The organism is Chelatococcus caeni, from assembly GCF_014196925.1.
In the GTDB taxonomy this organism is placed as follows: Bacteria; Pseudomonadota; Alphaproteobacteria; order Rhizobiales; family Beijerinckiaceae; genus Chelatococcus_A; species Chelatococcus_A caeni.
In genome coordinates this window covers 625,592-641,070 of record NZ_JACIEN010000003.1, presented here as the reverse complement: position 1 = coordinate 641,070, position 15,479 = coordinate 625,592, and the positions used below count along the sequence as shown (strand labels likewise).

Here is a 15,479-nt window from a genome sequence, read left to right as displayed (position 1 = left end):
TGTCACTCCCTCGATCTGTTGCCGTGAGACACGGCCCGTTCGGCGAAACTGAGGCGAAGCGCGCCCGCTCAGGCGTTGTGCCTGGCGAGGACGCGCTCGACGACGGCGTCGGCCGTGATGCCGAAATGCTTGTACAGCTCCTTGTACGGGGCGCTGGCGCCGAAGCCCGACATGCCGACGAAGATGCCGTCGGGGCCGATCACCGCATCCCAGCCGAAGCGCACGGCAGCCTCGACGGCGACCTTGATCCGCGCGTTGCCGATGACGTCGCGGCGCACGTCCTCGGGCTGGGCGAGGAAGAGATCGAGCGACGGCACGGAGACGACACGGGCGGCGATGCCGCGCTCGGCGAGCAGCGACTGGGCGGCGACCGCGATCTCGACCTCGGAGCCCGAGGCGAAGAGGCTGACGACGGCCTCGCCCTCGGCGGCGGCGAGCTCGTAGGCGCCGGTGGCGCACATGTTCCAGTCGGCGAAGGTCGTGCGCTGGGCGGCGAGGTTCTGGCGCGTCAGCGCGAGGACCGTGGGGCCGTCGCGCCGCTCGAGCGCCAATTGCCAGCACTCCAGCGTCTCGACCGCGTCGGCCGGACGGAAGACGCGCATGTTCGGCATGGCGCGCAGGCTGGCGAGATGCTCGACCGGCTGGTGCGTCGGCCCGTCCTCGCCGAGCCCGATCGAATCGTGCGTCATGACGTAGATGGCCTGCGTGCCCATGAGGGCGGCGAGGCGCATCGCCGGGCGCGCATAATCCGCGAAGACGAGGAAGGTGCCGCCGGCGGGGATGAAGCCGCCGTGCAGCGAAAGCCCGTTCATGGCCGCGGCCATGCCGTGCTCGCGGATGCCGTAATGGATGTAGCGCCCGCCGTAATTGCCGGGGCTGACCGCCTCGAGGTTCTTGGTGCGCGTGTTGTTCGAAGGCGTCAGGTCGGCGGAGCCGAGCACCAGTTCGGGCACCGCGTCGGCCAGCACCCCGAGGGCCGTCTCGCTCGCCTTGCGGGTGGCGAGCGTCGGCGCCGTCTCCACGAGCTCCCGCTTCAACCGGGCGACCGCCTCGTCGAGGCCGGCGAGCGGCGTGCCGGTGATGCGGCGGGAGAACTCCTCGCGCAGCTCGGCGTCCATGGCGGCGAGGCGGGCCTGCCAGGCCTCGCGCGTCGCGCGGCCGCGCTCGCCGATGGCGAGCCAGGCGGAGCGAATGTCCTCGGGAATCTCGAAGGCGCCGTATTCCCAGCCGAGGCGCTGCTTCGCCCCGCCGAGCTCCTCGGCGCCGAGCGGCTCGCCGTGCGCCTTGGAGGTGCCGGCCTTGTTCGGCGCGCCGTAGCCGATGGTGGTGCGGCAGGCGATGAGGGTGGGGTATTCGCTGTCGCGGGCGGCGGCGATCGCATCGGCGATGGCCTGCGGGTCATGCCCGTCGACGCGGGTCGTCGCCCAGCCGGCCGCCTCGAAGCGCTTCAGCTGGTCGACGGAATCGGACAGCGACAGCGGCCCGTCGATCGAGATGCCGTTGTCGTCGAAGAGGACGATGAGGCGGTTGAGCCTGAGGTGGCCGGCAAGCGCGATGGCCTCCTGGCTGACGCCCTCCATGAGATCGCCGTCGGAGGCGAGCACATAGGTGTAGTGGTCGACGAGATCGTCGCCGAACTGGGCGTTGAGCATGCGCTCGCCGAGCGCCATGCCGACCGCCGTGGCGATGCCCTGGCCGAGGGGGCCGGTCGTCGTCTCGATGCCCGAGGTGATGAAGTTCTCGGGATGGCCCGGCGTCTTGGAGCCGAGCTGGCGGAAGCGCTTGAGCTCGTCGAGCGTCACATCCGTGTTGCCGGTGAGGTGCAGCAGCGAATAGATGAGCATCGAGCCATGGCCGGCCGACAGCACGAAGCGGTCGCGGTCCGGCCAGCGCGGATCGGCCGCGTCGAACTTCAGGAAGCGCGAGAAGAGGACGGTGGCGATGTCGGCCGCCCCCATGGGCAGGCCGGGATGGCCGGATTTGGCCTGTTCCACCGCGTCCATGCTGAGGGCGCGGATGGCATTGGCAAGGCGGGCGTGCTCGACGGGAGAAGTCACTGGATCGTTTCCGGTACGCTCGAAACCAGGGTCTGACTGCGCGTTCGACGCCGCTTCCGACGTGGGCCGGCACAGCCGCGGGGGGCGCGGGCTTGATAGCAGGTCATCTTTGCGAGTCAATGGAACGACGGCCGGCATGCGATTCCCCGCGCCGCCGACAGTCATCGGGTGAGATCATGGCGCGATCGCAGGCAATGCTCAATGCAGCTCTCGAGCGACTCGAGACCGCTGTCGCGGGGCTCGAGCGCGCGGCATCGCGGCGGCTCGAGCTGGAGCAGCGGCGCGGCGACCTCGAGACCGAGCTGTCGCTGATGCAGGACGACCGGGCGCGGCTCGCCGTCGAGCTCGACGGGGCCCTCGCCCGGCTGGAGCGGCTGGAGGCCGCGGCGGACGATGTGTCGCGGCGGGTCGAGCGCGCCATGGGGGCGGTCAGGACCGTCGTGGGGGCCGAGGGCCAGCCTTAACGCCAAGGGGTAAGAGCGATGCCGCAGGTTTCCGTCACCATCGCCGGGCGCCTCTACCGCATGGCCTGCGGGGAGGGCGAGGAGGCGCATATCGAGGGGCTCGCCGCCACCCTCGACGGGCGCATCGAGGAAATGCGCACGGCCTTCGGCGAGATCGGCGACATGCGCCTGCATGTCATGGCCGCGCTCACCATCGCCGACGAGCTGAGCGAGACGAAGCGCGGCCTGGCGCGGCTCGAGGGCGAGGTCGCCGCGCTGAAGGAGGCCGTTGGCGCGGGCGACGAGCGGCTCGGCGACGTCGAGGAGCGGCTGGCGGAGGCCGTCTCGACCCTCGCCGAGCGCATCGAGCGCGTGACGAAGTCGCTGACGCCCTCGGCGCAGCCGAGCCAGCCGGGCTGAGCCATCCGGGCTGAGCCATCCAGGCGGCTGTTGGCAGGGCGCGCGGGCCTCTAGCAATCTTCCCGGCGCCGTCCTATGTTTGCCGCGCGGTGCTGCGGGGTGCGTCAGGAGAACATATCCCCGGGGCCTTATCGATCCTAACGGGAGCTGTTCCTTGCCTCGTCCGTGGACTTGGCGACCACGGCGCCCACCTACGTTGTAGGTTTCCCGGGATCGATCCTCCAACGGCCATCGTGGCTCCGCACTGTTTTCATCCGCCGGCGAGGCCAGTCGACGCGTGCACGCCCTTCCCGGTTCCCCCTCCAAGGAAGAGCTGCGCCGGGCCGCCCTTGCCCGGCGGGATGAGGCGGCGCTCGACGTCGACACGATGCTGGAGGCGGCCGAGGCCCTGCGCGACAACGCGCTGACCCTGCCGGAGCTCGCCGGTGACGGCCCATTGGCCGGCTATTGGCCGATGCGCAGCGAGATCGATCCGCGCCCTATCCTGGAAGTACTGGCCGACCGGGGAAGCGCCCTTGCCCTGCCGGTGTGCTCGCCGCAGGGGCTCGTCTTCCGGGCGTGGCAGCCATGGCAGCCGCTGGTGCCGGCCGGTTTCGGCACGCTGGGTCCGCCGGAGACGGCTGCGGAGGTGACGCCGCGCGTCCTCTTCGTGCCGCTCGCGGCCTTCGACCGGGCCGGCCATCGCATCGGCTACGGCAAGGGCCACTACGACGGGGCGATCGCCCGGCTTTCGGCCGCCGGGGCTCTGACGACGATCGGCCTTGCGCTTGCCTGCCAGGAGGTTGCGAGCGTGCCGGCAGAAAATCACGACCAGCGGCTTGACGTCGTCGTCACGGAAAGCGAAGTGATCCGCCCACAGGCGGCCTGAGCGCCGCGCGGATTTCGCATCCCGCCCGCAATCGGGGAGTTCACATGCGCCTTCTCTTCCTCGGGGACATCGTCGGTCGTCCGGGGCGCACGGCCGTCGTCGAGCGGCTGCCGCGCCTGCGCGAGCGCTGGAAGCTCGACCTCGTCGTCATCAACGGCGAGAACGCGGCCGGCGGCTTCGGCATCACCGAGGCGATCTGCGACGAGGTGCTCGCGGCCGGTGCCGACGTCATCACCCTCGGCAACCATTCCTTCGACCAGCGTGAGGCGCTCGTCTTCATCGAGCGCCAGCCGCGCCTCCTGCGCCCCGCCAACTATCCGCGCGGCACGCCCGGCCGTGGCGCCACCGTCGTCGAGGCCCGCAACGGTGCGCGCGTCCTCGTGATGAACGTGATGGGCCGCCTGTTCATGGATCCGCTCGACGATCCCTTCACCGTCGTGGCGCAGGAACTGGAGGCCTGCCCCCTGGGCGCGGCCTGCGACGCGGTCGTCATCGACATGCATGCCGAGGCGACGAGCGAGAAGCAGGGGATTGCGGCCTTCGTCGACGGGCGCGCCAGCCTCGTCGTCGGCACGCACACCCACGTGCCGACCGCCGACGGGCGCATCCTGCCCGGCGGCACGGCCTATCTCTCGGACGCCGGCATGTGCGGCGACTACGATTCCATCCTCGGCATGCAGAAGGACGAGCCGATCCGCCGCTTCCTGGAGAAGACGCCGGGCAGCCGGCTGGAGGCCGCGAGCGGCGAGGGCACGCTCGCCGGCATCGCCGTCGAGACCGACGATGCGACGGGCCTCGCACGCCAGGTGGCGCATGTGCGCATAGGGCCACATCTTGCGCCGAGCGGGCCGGATTTCTGGGAATAGCCGCGGCTGCGCCGCTTCCTTTATTTTCGACGAGAGGCGGCTTATAAGGCGCGCACTCATTCCAGACGGGGACGACCTCAGGGCGGCCGGGAGCGGCCCGTGGCGCCCCGCATCCGCCGGAGGACCGATGGCCGGACATTCGCAGTTCAAGAACATCATGCACCGCAAGGGCAAGCAGGACGCCGTGCGGTCGAAGCTCTTCTCCAAGCTGGCGCGCGAGATCACCGTCTCGGCCAAGCTCGGCCTGCCCGACCCTGCCATGAACCCGCGCCTGCGCGCGGCGATCCTGGCGGCGCGCGCGGAGAACATGCCGAAGGACAACATCGAGCGCGCCATCAAGAAGGCGAGCGGTGGCGAGGGCGAGAACTACGAGGAAATCCGCTACGAGGGCTACGGGCCTGGCGGCGTCGCCGTCATCGTCGAGGCGATGACCGACAACCGCAACCGCACCGCCTCGGACGTGCGCTCCTACTTCACCAAGAGCGGCGGCAACCTCGCCGAGACGGGCGCCGTCTCCTTCATGTTCGACCGCGTCGGCTATGTCGCCTTCGCCGCCTCGGTGGCTTCCGCCGACGACATGCTGGAAGCGGCCATCGACGCCGGCGCCGACGACGTGGTCTCGGGCGAGGAGAGCCACGAGGTCTATTGCGAGCAGGGTGCGCTCAACGAGGTCTCCAAGGCGCTCGAGGAGAAGTTCGGCGAGCCGACGGCCTCCAAGCTCGTGTGGAAGCCGCAGAACACCATCGCCGTCGACGACGAGACGGGCGAGAAGCTGATGCGCCTCATCGGCACGCTCGAGGAACACGACGACGTGCAGAACGTCTTCGCCAATTTCGAGATCTCCGACAGCCTCCTCGCCAAGCTGAGCGCCTGATCGAGCGCGGCCGTGCGCCCGGCGCACGGCTGCTGCCCGCCGCGCGACGATGTGCGCCGCCCGACCAGCCGCTATGGATGCGCCACTGGTTTCAGCGGCGTTCCGGAGGCGTGGATGGCGGTGCATACCGAGGGCGCGGTCGATGCTACCGCGGCGGCGCGGGCACCCGTGCGTGACGGCCGGCTCCTCGGCATCCTCGCCGCGCTCACCGCGATCTCCATCTGGGCCGGCTGGCAGATCGCCACGCGCCACAGCGCCTCGACCAGCATGACGCCGTTCGATCTCGCCTTCCTGCGCTACGGCGTGGCGTCGCTGCTGCTGGCGCCGGTGCTGCTGCGCAGCGGCCTCTTGCCCCGCCATGCCAATCCCTGGACGATCGCCGCCATGGTGGCCGGCGCGGGCCTGCCCTTCGGGCTCGTCGCGATGGCCGGCGCGCGCCTCGCCCCGGTCGCCCACATGGGCGCCATCATGCCGACCACCGTGCCGATGTTCGTGATGCTCTTCGGCGCGCTGTGGTTCGGCGAGCGGGCGACGCGCGTCCATCTCGTCGGCTTCGCCCTCATCCTCGCCGGCGTCGCCGCCATCATCGGGCCGAGCCTCGGCGATGCCGCCGGCAGCTGGCGCGGCGACCTGCTCTTCGTCTGCGGCGGCGCGCTGTGGGCAGTCTACACCTTCGGCATCCGCCAGAGCGGTCTGACCGGCTGGCAGGCCGCCGCCGTGCTCAACGCCTGGTCGTTCCTGCTGCTCCTGCCGATCTGGTATCTGTCCGGCGACAGCGGCTTCCTCACCGCTCCCTGGCAGGAACTCGCCATGCAGGTGCTGTGGCAGGGCGTCCTGTCCGGCGTCGTCGGCATCGCGGCCTATTCGCTCGCCGTGCGCCGCCTCGGCGTCACGGTGGCCGCTGCCTTCTCGGCGCTCGTGCCGGCCATGTCCTCCTTCGGCGGCATGCTGCTCCTCGGCGAGAGCCTCGCCCCGCTCGCCATCGGCGCCCTCGTGCTCGTGACCGTCGGCTTCCTCTTCGCGAGCGGCGCCGTCGGGGCGCTGGCGGGCGCCGGCAAGCGCCGCGGGTAAAGAGACTGGTCGTTCGCCCTTTGTTCGGCTAAAGCCGAAGGCATGGGCGTTGACGCGATTCGCATCCTCGGTATCGACCCCGGCCTGCGCAAGATGGGCTGGGGCGTCGTCGACATTGCCGGCACGCGCCTGTCCTTCGTCGCCTGCGGCTGCGTGACCTCCAACGGCGAATTGCCGCTCGCCGAGCGGCTGCGCGAATTGCACGACGGGCTCACGGCCATCGTGCGCGATCACGGGCCGGATGAGGTGGCGGTGGAAGAGACCTTCGTCAACAAGGATGCGCAGGCGACGTTGAAGCTCGGCCATGCGCGCGCCGTGGCGCTGCTGGTGCCGGCGCTCGCCGGCCTCGACGTCGCCGAATATGCGGCCAATCTCGTCAAGAAAACCGTCACGGGCGTCGGCCATGCCGAGAAGCGCCAGATCGCGGCAATGATCAAGGTGCTGCTGCCGAAGGCGGTGGCGACGACGGCGGATGCGGCCGATGCGCTCGCCGTCGCCATCACCCACGCCCAGCACCGGCAGGCACGGGCGCTGCGCAAGGCTCTGGCGCTATGATGGCGGCACGATTCGACAGGCGGGTGCGGGCATGATCGGCAAGCTCAAGGGTGTCGTCGACAGCTACGGCGAGGACCACGTCATCCTCGACGTGCACGGTGTCGGCTATCTGGTGCATTGTTCCTCGCGCACGCTGCAGAACCTGCCGCCGGCCGGCGAGGCGGCGACCCTCGCCATCGAGACCATCGTGCGCGAGGACATGATCCGCCTCTACGGCTTCCGCAGCGATGCGGAGCGGGAATGGTTCCGCTTGCTGCAGACGGTGCAGGGGGTGGGCTCGCGCGTCGCGCTCGGCATCCTCTCCGTGCTCGACCCGGGCGCCCTTGCCTCGGCCGTCGGCATGGGCGACAAGGCCGCGATCGCCCGCGCGCCCGGCGTCGGGCCGAAGCTCGCCGCCCGCCTCATCGCGGAGCTGAAGGACAAGGCGCCGGTGTTCGGCGCGGTCGATCCGGCGGTCATCCGCCTTGCCGGCGCGGTCGAGGAGGGCGGGGCCCCGCCGCCCGTGGCCGACGCCGTCTCCGCGCTGGTCAATCTCGGCTATGGTCAGCCGCAGGCGGCGGCGGCCGTGGCCGCGGCCCTCAAATCGGCGGGAGAGGAGGCGCAGGCCGCGACCCTCATCCGCCTCGGCCTGAAGGAGCTGGCACGTTCATGAGCAGCGAGGGAGAGGCCTGATGGCGGGCGAACGCCTCGTCACCGCCGAACGGCGGGGCGACGATCCCGATCAGTCGCTCAGGCCGCTCGCCCTCGGCGAGTTCATCGGCCAGGCCCAGGCGCGGGCCAACCTGTCCGTCTTCATCGAGGCGGCGAAGACGCGGGGCGACGCGCTCGACCACGTGCTCTTCGTCGGCCCGCCTGGCCTCGGCAAGACGACGCTCGCCCAGATCGTGGCGCGCGAGCTCGGCGTCAACTTCCGCTCCACCTCCGGGCCCGTCATCGCCAAGGCGGGGGACCTTGCCGCCCAGCTCACCAATCTCGACGAGCGCGACGTGCTCTTCATCGACGAGATCCACCGCCTCAACCCGGCGGTGGAGGAGATCCTCTATCCGGCCATGGAGGACTACCAGCTCGACCTCATCATCGGCGAGGGGCCGGCGGCGCGCTCGGTCAAAATCGACCTGCCGAAGTTCACGCTCGTCGGCGCGACCACGCGCCAGGGCCTCTTGACGACGCCGCTGCGCGACCGCTTCGGCATTCCCATCCGCCTGCAGTTCTACACGGTGGAGGAGCTCGAGCTCATCGTGAAGAGGGGCGCGCGGGTCATCGGCATCGGCATGAGCGACGACGGCGCCAACGAGATCGCCCGCCGGGCCCGCGGCACGCCGCGCATCGCCGGGCGCCTCCTGCGCCGGGTGCGCGATTTCGCGGTGGTCGACGGGGCCGACACGGTCACCCGCGCGATCGCCGACAAGGCGCTGCAGCTGCTCGAGGTCGACGGCGCCGGGCTCGACCTGATGGACCGGCGCTATCTCTCGACCATCGCGCTCTCCTTCGGCGGCGGGCCGGTGGGCATCGAGACGATCGCCGCCGCCTTGTCGGAGCCGCGCGACGCCATCGAGGAGATCATCGAGCCCTTCCTCATCCAGAAGGGCTTCGTGCAGCGCACGCCGCGCGGGCGCATCCTGACCCCGCACGCCTTCCGCCACCTCGGCCTCGAGGAGCCGCAGCGCGAGACGGTGCAGTTCGGCCTGTTCGGCGGCGACGACGACGCCTGAGGCTCAGGGCTTGTAGGCGACGAGGACGACGCCGGCCGTGATGAGGACCACCCCGAGCCAGTTGATCGAGGCCAGCCGCTCGTTGAGGAAGAGGGCGGCGAAGACGGCGACGAGGACGACGCTGAGCTTGTCGATGGGCGCGACGCGCGAGGCGTCGCCCAGCTTCAGGGCGCGGAAGTAGCACAGCCAGGACGCGGCCGTCGCAAGGCCGGAGAGGACGAGGAAGAGATAGCTCCTCCCCGGCACCGAGGCGGGCGACTGCCACTGCCCGGTCATCGCGACGATGGCCGCCGCGGCGGCGAGGATGACGAGCGTGCGCACCAGCGTCGCGTAGTCGGAGTTGATTTGTTCTACGCCGACCTTGGCGAGGACCGCCGTCAGGGCCGCGAAGGTGGCGGACAGAAAGGCCCAGAGCTGCCAGCTATTGATGAGGGATTTCATCGGAAGGACCGGTCATGCGGCCGCGGACGGCCGGATCGCCGCGACGATAGCACAGGCGTCCGCGGGGGGCAGGGGATGGAAATCGTCGGCCGGGACGTATAGGTCAGTGCCCGGGAGAGGAGCGGCCGATGGAAAGGACGAGATGGACGGGCGAAGGGACGACCTGATGACGACTGACACCGCAGACCGGCAGTGGCCGCACCTTGCCGGCGTGCTCGAGGGGCGCACCCACATCCTGCCGGTGCGCGTCTATTACGAGGACACCGATTTCTCCGGCATCGTCTATCACGCGAACTACCTGCGCTTCCTGGAGCGCGGGCGCACCGACTTCCTGCGCCTTGCGGGCGTCGCCCAGTCCGACCTGCATGCCGACGGCGAGGGCCTCATCTTCGCCGTGCGGCGCATGACGATCGATTATTTCCTGCCGGCGCGCATGGACGACGTGCTGACGGTGGAGACGCGCACCGATGAGGTGCGGGGCGCCTCGCTCGTCATCGCCCAGCGTATCCTCCGGGGCGAGGAGGTTATCGTCACGGCCGACGTGCGCGTCGCCGCCATCGCCGGCGGGCGTCCGGCACGCATCCCGGACCATCTGCGCAGGATCCTCGGCGGCGAGGCTTAAGGACCGGCCGCCTTACATCGACAGCGCCCTCAAAGGCATGTAAGACCTTTTCACATGAGCTGGAAACGCGGCGGATCGGATGGCCCCCGGGGCTATCATCACGGGAATTTGAAGGAGACGCTCGTCCGTGCCGCTCTCGAGCTCATCGCCGAGAAGGGGCCGGCCGGCTTCACCTTCGCCGAGGCGGCGCGCTGGGCGGGGGTCAGCCCCGCTGCGCCCTATCGCCATTTCCGGGACCGGGAAGAGCTGCTCGCCGACGTAGCGCTGCGCGGCTTCAGCCAGTTCGAGGGCGAACTCGCGGCTGCCTGGGCAAACGGGGCGCCCGACCCGGGCACGGCCTTCGAGCGTCTCGGCAAGGCCTATCTCGCCTTCGCCCGCAACGAGCCGGCCTATTACTCGGCCATGTTCGAGGCGGGGGTCTCGCTCGACACCAACCCGGAGCTGAGGCTCGCCGCCGAGCGGGCCTTCCTGGTGCTGCGCAATGCGTCGGACGCGCTGGTCGCGACCGTGCCGACGGGCAAGCGGCCGCCGGCGCTGATGATGGCGCTGCACATCTGGGCGATGTCGCACGGCATCGCCTCGCTGTTCGCCCGTGGCGACGCCGGGCGCCGTGCGCTGCCGATGACGCCCGAGGAGCTGCTGGAGGCGGGCATGCTCGTCTACCTGCAGGGGCTCGGCATCGGCGCCCCGGCAGAGGCCGGCGAGTAACGGGCAAGGCCGCAGGCCGTCGTTCCCCGGATGCGCCGCAGCACGAAGCGATGCGGCGCTGATCCGGAGCCCGTTCGCAAGCAGTGCCTTCGGCCAGTTGTTGTGCTGGGTCCCGGATCGCATTCCGCTTCGCTGCATGCGTCCGGGACACGAGGTTGCTCTTGCGCGCGGCGGCGTGTGATCCCTCCGACAGCCGACCACCGCTTTCGCTTGACAAGCCCCCCGACCTTGCCTACCTATGTAAATGTGATTTACATTCACAGCCGATCGACACTCACCGATGGAGCCCAGTCATGCCGATCGCGGCGAAGCTCGACGAGATGGGACGGGGGGCATGGATTGCGCTCACGATCCTCGGTTTTCTCGTCTGGTGGCCTCTCGGCCTGTTTGTCCTGATTTATGCAATGTGGAGCGGACGTATGATGTGCGGAAGAGGCGGTGACCGCTGGGAGCGCAAGATGTCGCGCCTGCAGGAGAAGATGGATCGCCTGCGCAACGGCATGGGAGGCCATGGCGGCTGGGCGGGCGGTTCGAGCGGCAACAGCGCCTTCGACGAATACCGCGAGGAGACGCTGCGCCGGCTCGAGGAAGAGCAGCGCGAGTTCAAGACCTTCCTCGACAAGCTGCGCTTTGCCAAGGACAAGGCCGAGTTCGACCAGTTCATGGCCGAGCGTCGCCAGCGCCCCGAGCCCGAGGCTCCCGCGGCGTAACGCCGCTCACGCTGCCCGAATGCGGGCAGCCTTTGCGAACGCCCGCCTTCCGGCGGGCGTTTTCGCTTGTCCGGCCCTGGCGCCCGTCCACCTTGCCGTCAATGCATCGCGCCGCGGAAACCTGGCGTTAACCTTGTCGCGTGCCTTACTGGTAGCAATGGCAAGTTGCCTATTGCGCGGGAAGCGAGGGCCGGGGGCGCCCTCATTTCGACAGATTCGGAAGCGACTGAGCATCTGCGCGACGCTTCCGGAATTTCGACAGCCTGCCGTTTGCCGTTGATGACGGCGAATGCCGCGGCGCATGCGGCGCGAGAGTGCAGAAGGACAAGCGAATGGACCCCGCCGAAGTGACGCAAGGTGCCTTGCAGGCCGTGAACGAGGTATCCCTCTGGGGGCTGTTCTGGCAGGCGCATTTCGTCGTCAAGCTCGTGATGCTGGGCCTTCTCGGCGCCTCCATCTGGTCCTGGGCCATCATCGTCGACAAGACGCTGCTGTTCATGCGCACCAAGCGCCAGATGGACCGTTTCGAGGAGGTCTTCTGGTCCGGCCAGTCGCTCGAGGAGCTCTATCGCTCGCTCGCGAACCGGCCCGTCTCGGGCATGGGCGCCCTGTTCGTCGCCGCCATGCGCGAGTGGAAGCGCTCCTTCGAGGGCAGCGGTCGCGCGGTCGCGAGCCTTGCCCAGCGCATCGACAAGGTGCTCGACGTATCGATCCAGCGCGAGGTCGAGCGGCTCGAGTCGAAGCTTCTCGTGCTCGCCACCATCGGCTCGGCCTCGCCCTTCATCGGCCTGTTCGGCACGGTCTGGGGCATCATGACCTCCTTCCGCTCCATCGCCGCCTCGAAGAACACCAGCCTCGCCGTTGTCGCGCCGGGCATCGCCGAGGCGCTCTTCGCCACGGCCATCGGCCTTTTCGCAGCCATTCCGGCCGTCATCGCCTACAACCGGCTGCAGGCCGAGGCGGCGAAGTCGCAGGGGCGCCTCGAAGGCTTCGCCGACGAGTTCTCCGCCATCCTGTCGCGGCAGATCGACGAACGGGCGGCCGCCTGAGCGGCGCGAAAGACCAGGGGATCTGACCATGGCCATGTCCGTCGGAGCAGGAGCGGGTGGAGGCGGCCGGGGCCGGCGTCGGCGCCGGCGCCACGGCGCCATGTCCGAGATCAACATGACGCCGTTCATCGACGTCATGCTCGTGCTGCTCATCATCTTCATGGTCGCGGCGCCGCTCCTCACCGTCGGCGTGCCGCTCGACCTGCCGGAGACGGCCGCCAAGCCCATCAACGTCGAGCAGAAGCCGCTGATGCTGTCGATCGACGACAAGGGACGCGTCTTCCTGATGGAGACGCCGCTCGAGGACGGCGAGATCGTGCCCAAGCTGATGGCGGTCGCCAAGGCCGGCGCCGAGGAGCGCATCTACATCCGCGGCGCCCGCCAGGTCGACTATGGCCGCGTCGCCCAGGTCATGGCGCTCGTCACCTCCGCCGGCTTCAAGCGCGTCGCGCTGGTGACGGAGCCGGAGCAGCAGAGCTGAGGGGCGGGACCGTGGCGCTGCGCTTCCTTCGCCAGCAACCGGGGTTGATCGTTTCGGGCGTCGGCCATGCCGCCGTGCTCGTGGCGGGGCTCGTCGCCTTTTCGACGGCGACGCCCTTTGCCGACCAGCAGGAGGCGATCGCCGTCGACGTGGTCAGCGAGAGCGACCTGCGCGAGCTGACGCGCGGCACGCCGACCGAGAAGAAAGTGGCCGAGAACCCGCGGCCGGTGGTCGACAAGCTGTCGGAGAAGGTCGAGGAGCAGCCGAAGCCCGGCGAGGCGCCGCGTGACGTGCCGGCGCCTCCCTCGCGCCCGCAGACCGCCGAGACCGAGCAGCCGGAGGCGCCGAAGCCGCCGCCTCCGCCGCCGCCCCCTCCGCCGCAGCAGGCTACGCCGCCGAAGCCGCAGCCGGCGCCCACCGCCGAGACCGCCGAGAAGCAGGCCGAGGAAAAGCCCGAGCCCGCCCGGACGGAGCCCGCGCCGCAGCCGCCGAAGCGGCCCGAGATCGCGGAGAAGCCGCCCGAGCGCCAGCCGGAGCCCAAGAAGCCCGAGCCCAAGCCCGAGCCGAAGCGCGAGGACCTCGCCAAGCTCATCGAGGACACCAAGCCGCAGGAGAAGCCGGCCCCCGCGAAATCGCAGGAGCCGGACCGCAAGTTCAGCCCGAACGACATCCGCAAGCTGCTCGAGAGCAAGGACAAGCCACAGAACGCGGCCGCCACGGGGCAGGAGGTGAACCGCACCGCCTCGCTCGGCACGCGCACGGGCAACGCCGCCCGGCTGTCGCCCGCCGATGCCGACATCCTCGGCGGCATCGTGCGCGAGCAACTGGCCCAGTGCTGGTCGCCGCCGCCGGGCGCCAATCCCGCGGTCAAGCCGATCGTGCGCATGAGCCTCAATCCGGACGGCTCGCTGAAGGCGACGCCTTCCCTGGCGAACGCGTCCGGCGAGGCCGCCTTCCGTTCGGTGGCGGACAGCGCGCTCAGGGCCGTGCGGCGCTGTGCGCCCTTCCGCATTCCCGAGCGCTTCCAGCCGTTCTATGCCGACTGGCAGGAATGGAACGTGATCCTCGATCCGAGCGAATTCCTGGGCTGACATGGTTTCGTCGTCAGCCTCATCCATAACCAACGCCCCACGGACGTCATGTCTCTCCCGGCAAGAGCCAAGAAAAGCCCGATGATGAAGACCCTGATGGCGCGCCTCGCGCTGCCGCTGATCGCGGCAATGACCCTGGTGCCGGCGGTGCTGACACCGGCGCGCGCGGAGATCACCATCACGCTCGACCGTGCGAATTTCCAGCCGCTGCCGATCGCCATCACCAATTTCGGCGGCGACGTCGAGTTCGGCGCGCGCATCGCCGAGGTCATCACGGCCAACCTGCGCCGCTGCGGCTATTTCGTGCCCGTCGATCCGCAGGCCTTCGTCGAGCCGTCGCCGGCCTTCGATGCCGCGCCCCAGTTCAGCGCCTGGCAGGCGATCAACGCCCAGGCGCTGGTGACGGGGCGGGTGACGCGCGAGGGGGGCGGGCGGCTCAAGGCCGAGTTCCGCCTGTGGGACGTCTTCGCCGGCCAGCAGCTCACCGGCCAGCAGTATTTCACCGACCCGAACAACTGGCGCCGCATCGCGCATATCATCTCCGACGCCATCTTCACGCGCATCACCGGCCTCAAGGGCTTCTTCGACACGCGCGTCGTCTTCGTCGATGAATCCGGGCCGAAGGAGCAGCGGCGCAAGCGCCTCGCCATCATGGACCAGGACGGCGCCAACCTGCGCTATCTCACGCGCGGTGAGGACCTCGTCGTCACCCCGCGTTTCTCGCCGGTGGCGCAGGAGATCACCTTCATGTCGCAGCGCACGGGCGAGCAGCCGCACGTGCAGCTCCTCAACCTCGACACCGGGCAGCGCGAGATCGTCGGCAACTTCCCCGACATGACGTCGAGCCCGCGCTTCTCGCCGGACGGGCAGCGCATCGTCATGAGCCTGCAGCAGGGCGGCAACGCCAACATCTACATCATGGACCTGCGCTCGCGCACGACGACGCGCGTCACCTCGACGAACGCCATCGACACCTCGCCGTCCTTCTCGCCCGACGGCGCGCGCATCGCCTTCGAATCCGACCGCGGCGGCCGGCAGCAGATCTACGTGATGAACGTCGACGGCTCGGACGTGCAGCGCGTCTCCTTCGGCGAGGGCTCCTACGCCCAGCCGGTCTGGTCACCGCGCGGCGACTACATCGCCTTCACGCGCCAGAAGGGTGGCACCTTCTCCATCGGCATCATGCGGCCGGACGGCACGGGCGAGCGCATCCTGACCGAGGGCTTCCACAACGAGGGGCCGAGCTGGGCGCCGAACGGCCAGTACATCATGTTCTGGCGCGATCCCGGCGGGCAGGGCGGCGGCAAGCTCTACATGGTGGACGTGACCGGCCGCGTCGAAGTGCCGGTGCCGACGCCGTCCTTCGGCTCCGACCCCGCGTGGTCGCCGCTTCTGACGGAAGTGCGCTGAGCGGGCGCGTTTACCAGCGGTTAACCCCAAGGCGAGCTTTACGGCACCTGTCGCTTTTGGGTCCCTGTCGTCAACCTCTCGTCAAGGTTGACGGCTCATTG

Annotated in this window: 18 protein-coding genes and 1 other RNA gene; 17 read left to right on the top strand and 2 right to left on the bottom strand. The window is 69.7% G+C overall.

All coding sequences use genetic code 11. The annotated features are described in order from the left end of the window. Positions 1–68: 68 nt before the first annotated feature. Complete coding sequence (tkt, locus tag GGR16_RS15910; protein ID WP_245258943.1) at positions 69–2,003, bottom strand: transketolase; 1,935 nt, start codon at positions 2,001–2,003, stop codon at positions 69–71. A gap of 248 nt (positions 2,004–2,251) precedes the next feature. Here tkt and GGR16_RS15905 point away from each other — a divergent pair, with 248 nt between their 5' ends. The 10 genes from GGR16_RS15905 to ruvB all read left to right on the top strand — a co-directional run bounded on the left by GGR16_RS15905 (position 2,252) and on the right by ruvB (position 8,866). Further along, on the top strand, positions 2,252–2,521 hold the full coding sequence (locus GGR16_RS15905; protein ID WP_183317184.1) for a DUF4164 domain-containing protein: 270 nt from the start codon (positions 2,252–2,254) through the stop codon (positions 2,519–2,521). A gap of 18 nt (positions 2,522–2,539) precedes the next feature. After that, positions 2,540–2,920 (top strand): cell division protein ZapA, encoded by a 381-nt coding sequence (locus GGR16_RS15900; protein WP_019404029.1) that lies wholly within the window; start codon positions 2,540–2,542, stop codon positions 2,918–2,920. A gap of 86 nt (positions 2,921–3,006) precedes the next feature. After that, positions 3,007–3,164, top strand: a non-coding RNA gene (gene ssrS / locus GGR16_RS15895) — 6S RNA. Between the two features lie 33 nt (positions 3,165–3,197). Beyond that, the gene (locus GGR16_RS15890) at positions 3,198–3,788 is read left to right on the top strand and encodes a 5-formyltetrahydrofolate cyclo-ligase (protein ID WP_019404028.1); all 591 of its coding nucleotides are present in this window, start codon (positions 3,198–3,200) and stop codon (positions 3,786–3,788) included. Positions 3,789–3,832: 44 nt separating this feature from the next. Then, positions 3,833–4,654: a TIGR00282 family metallophosphoesterase gene (locus GGR16_RS15885; protein ID WP_019404027.1), complete on the top strand. Its 822-nt coding sequence runs from the start codon at positions 3,833–3,835 to the stop codon at positions 4,652–4,654. A 127-nt stretch (positions 4,655–4,781) separates the two neighbouring features. Beyond that, on the top strand, positions 4,782–5,528 hold the full coding sequence (locus GGR16_RS15880; protein WP_019404026.1) for a YebC/PmpR family DNA-binding transcriptional regulator: 747 nt from the start codon (positions 4,782–4,784) through the stop codon (positions 5,526–5,528). 114 nt (positions 5,529–5,642) lie between these two features. Beyond that, on the top strand, positions 5,643–6,599 hold the full coding sequence (locus GGR16_RS15875; RefSeq protein WP_183317183.1) for a DMT family transporter: 957 nt from the start codon (positions 5,643–5,645) through the stop codon (positions 6,597–6,599). Between the two features lie 42 nt (positions 6,600–6,641). Then, complete coding sequence (gene ruvC / locus GGR16_RS15870; protein ID WP_019404024.1) at positions 6,642–7,154, top strand: crossover junction endodeoxyribonuclease RuvC; 513 nt, start codon at positions 6,642–6,644, stop codon at positions 7,152–7,154. A gap of 31 nt (positions 7,155–7,185) precedes the next feature. Then, entirely contained in the window at positions 7,186–7,806 is a 621-nt protein-coding gene (gene ruvA, locus GGR16_RS15865; protein ID WP_019404023.1) for a Holliday junction branch migration protein RuvA, read from the top strand. 19 nt (positions 7,807–7,825) lie between these two features. Beyond that, on the top strand, positions 7,826–8,866 hold the full coding sequence (gene ruvB, locus GGR16_RS15860) for a Holliday junction branch migration DNA helicase RuvB (protein ID WP_019404022.1): 1,041 nt from the start codon (positions 7,826–7,828) through the stop codon (positions 8,864–8,866). A 3-nt stretch (positions 8,867–8,869) separates the two neighbouring features. On the opposite strand, the gene GGR16_RS15855 is transcribed toward ruvB, so the two are convergent. Beyond that, a complete protein-coding gene (locus tag GGR16_RS15855) occupies positions 8,870–9,307 on the bottom strand; it encodes an EamA family transporter (RefSeq protein WP_053193255.1) in 438 nt (145 codons plus the stop codon). 166 nt (positions 9,308–9,473) lie between these two features. Here GGR16_RS15855 and ybgC point away from each other — a divergent pair, with 166 nt between their 5' ends. The 7 genes from ybgC to tolB all read left to right on the top strand — a co-directional run bounded on the left by ybgC (position 9,474) and on the right by tolB (position 15,378). Beyond that, the gene (gene ybgC, locus GGR16_RS15850) at positions 9,474–9,929 is read left to right on the top strand and encodes a tol-pal system-associated acyl-CoA thioesterase (RefSeq protein ID WP_040405337.1); all 456 of its coding nucleotides are present in this window, start codon (positions 9,474–9,476) and stop codon (positions 9,927–9,929) included. A 54-nt stretch (positions 9,930–9,983) separates the two neighbouring features. Beyond that, positions 9,984–10,637, top strand: a complete 654-nt coding sequence (locus tag GGR16_RS15845) for a TetR/AcrR family transcriptional regulator (RefSeq protein WP_183317182.1) — start codon at positions 9,984–9,986, stop codon at positions 10,635–10,637. Between the two features lie 293 nt (positions 10,638–10,930). Continuing rightward, complete coding sequence (locus GGR16_RS15840; protein ID WP_019404018.1) at positions 10,931–11,347, top strand: DUF2852 domain-containing protein; 417 nt, start codon at positions 10,931–10,933, stop codon at positions 11,345–11,347. 332 nt (positions 11,348–11,679) lie between these two features. Continuing rightward, a complete protein-coding gene (gene tolQ, locus GGR16_RS15835; RefSeq protein ID WP_053193253.1) occupies positions 11,680–12,396 on the top strand; it encodes a protein TolQ in 717 nt (238 codons plus the stop codon). Between the two features lie 28 nt (positions 12,397–12,424). Beyond that, on the top strand, positions 12,425–12,877 hold the full coding sequence (locus GGR16_RS15830) for an ExbD/TolR family protein (RefSeq protein WP_026015451.1): 453 nt from the start codon (positions 12,425–12,427) through the stop codon (positions 12,875–12,877). A gap of 11 nt (positions 12,878–12,888) precedes the next feature. Next, a complete protein-coding gene (locus GGR16_RS15825; RefSeq protein WP_183317181.1) occupies positions 12,889–13,968 on the top strand; it encodes a cell envelope integrity TolA family protein in 1,080 nt (359 codons plus the stop codon). An 81-nt stretch (positions 13,969–14,049) separates the two neighbouring features. Next, complete coding sequence (tolB, locus tag GGR16_RS15820) at positions 14,050–15,378, top strand: Tol-Pal system beta propeller repeat protein TolB (protein ID WP_183317180.1); 1,329 nt, start codon at positions 14,050–14,052, stop codon at positions 15,376–15,378. Positions 15,379–15,479: the final 101 nt, after the last annotated feature.

Coding starts and splice junctions, on each gene's coding strand:
- tkt (WP_245258943.1), bottom strand. CDS start 2,003: ATGGACGCGGTGGAACAGGCCAAATCCGGCCATCCCGGCCTGCCCATG.
- GGR16_RS15905 (WP_183317184.1), top strand. CDS start 2,252: ATGCTCAATGCAGCTCTCGAGCGACTCGAGACCGCTGTCGCGGGGCTC.
- GGR16_RS15900 (WP_019404029.1), top strand. CDS start 2,540: ATGCCGCAGGTTTCCGTCACCATCGCCGGGCGCCTCTACCGCATGGCC.
- GGR16_RS15885 (WP_019404027.1), top strand. CDS start 3,833: ATGCGCCTTCTCTTCCTCGGGGACATCGTCGGTCGTCCGGGGCGCACG.
- GGR16_RS15880 (WP_019404026.1), top strand. CDS start 4,782: ATGGCCGGACATTCGCAGTTCAAGAACATCATGCACCGCAAGGGCAAG.
- GGR16_RS15875 (WP_183317183.1), top strand. CDS start 5,643: ATGGCGGTGCATACCGAGGGCGCGGTCGATGCTACCGCGGCGGCGCGG.
- ruvC (WP_019404024.1), top strand. CDS start 6,642: ATGGGCGTTGACGCGATTCGCATCCTCGGTATCGACCCCGGCCTGCGC.
- ruvA (WP_019404023.1), top strand. CDS start 7,186: ATGATCGGCAAGCTCAAGGGTGTCGTCGACAGCTACGGCGAGGACCAC.
- ruvB (WP_019404022.1), top strand. CDS start 7,826: ATGGCGGGCGAACGCCTCGTCACCGCCGAACGGCGGGGCGACGATCCC.
- GGR16_RS15855 (WP_053193255.1), bottom strand. CDS start 9,307: ATGAAATCCCTCATCAATAGCTGGCAGCTCTGGGCCTTTCTGTCCGCC.
- ybgC (WP_040405337.1), top strand. CDS start 9,474: ATGACGACTGACACCGCAGACCGGCAGTGGCCGCACCTTGCCGGCGTG.
- GGR16_RS15845 (WP_183317182.1), top strand. CDS start 9,984: ATGAGCTGGAAACGCGGCGGATCGGATGGCCCCCGGGGCTATCATCAC.
- GGR16_RS15840 (WP_019404018.1), top strand. CDS start 10,931: ATGCCGATCGCGGCGAAGCTCGACGAGATGGGACGGGGGGCATGGATT.
- tolQ (WP_053193253.1), top strand. CDS start 11,680: ATGGACCCCGCCGAAGTGACGCAAGGTGCCTTGCAGGCCGTGAACGAG.
- GGR16_RS15830 (WP_026015451.1), top strand. CDS start 12,425: ATGGCCATGTCCGTCGGAGCAGGAGCGGGTGGAGGCGGCCGGGGCCGG.
- tolB (WP_183317180.1), top strand. CDS start 14,050: ATGATGAAGACCCTGATGGCGCGCCTCGCGCTGCCGCTGATCGCGGCA.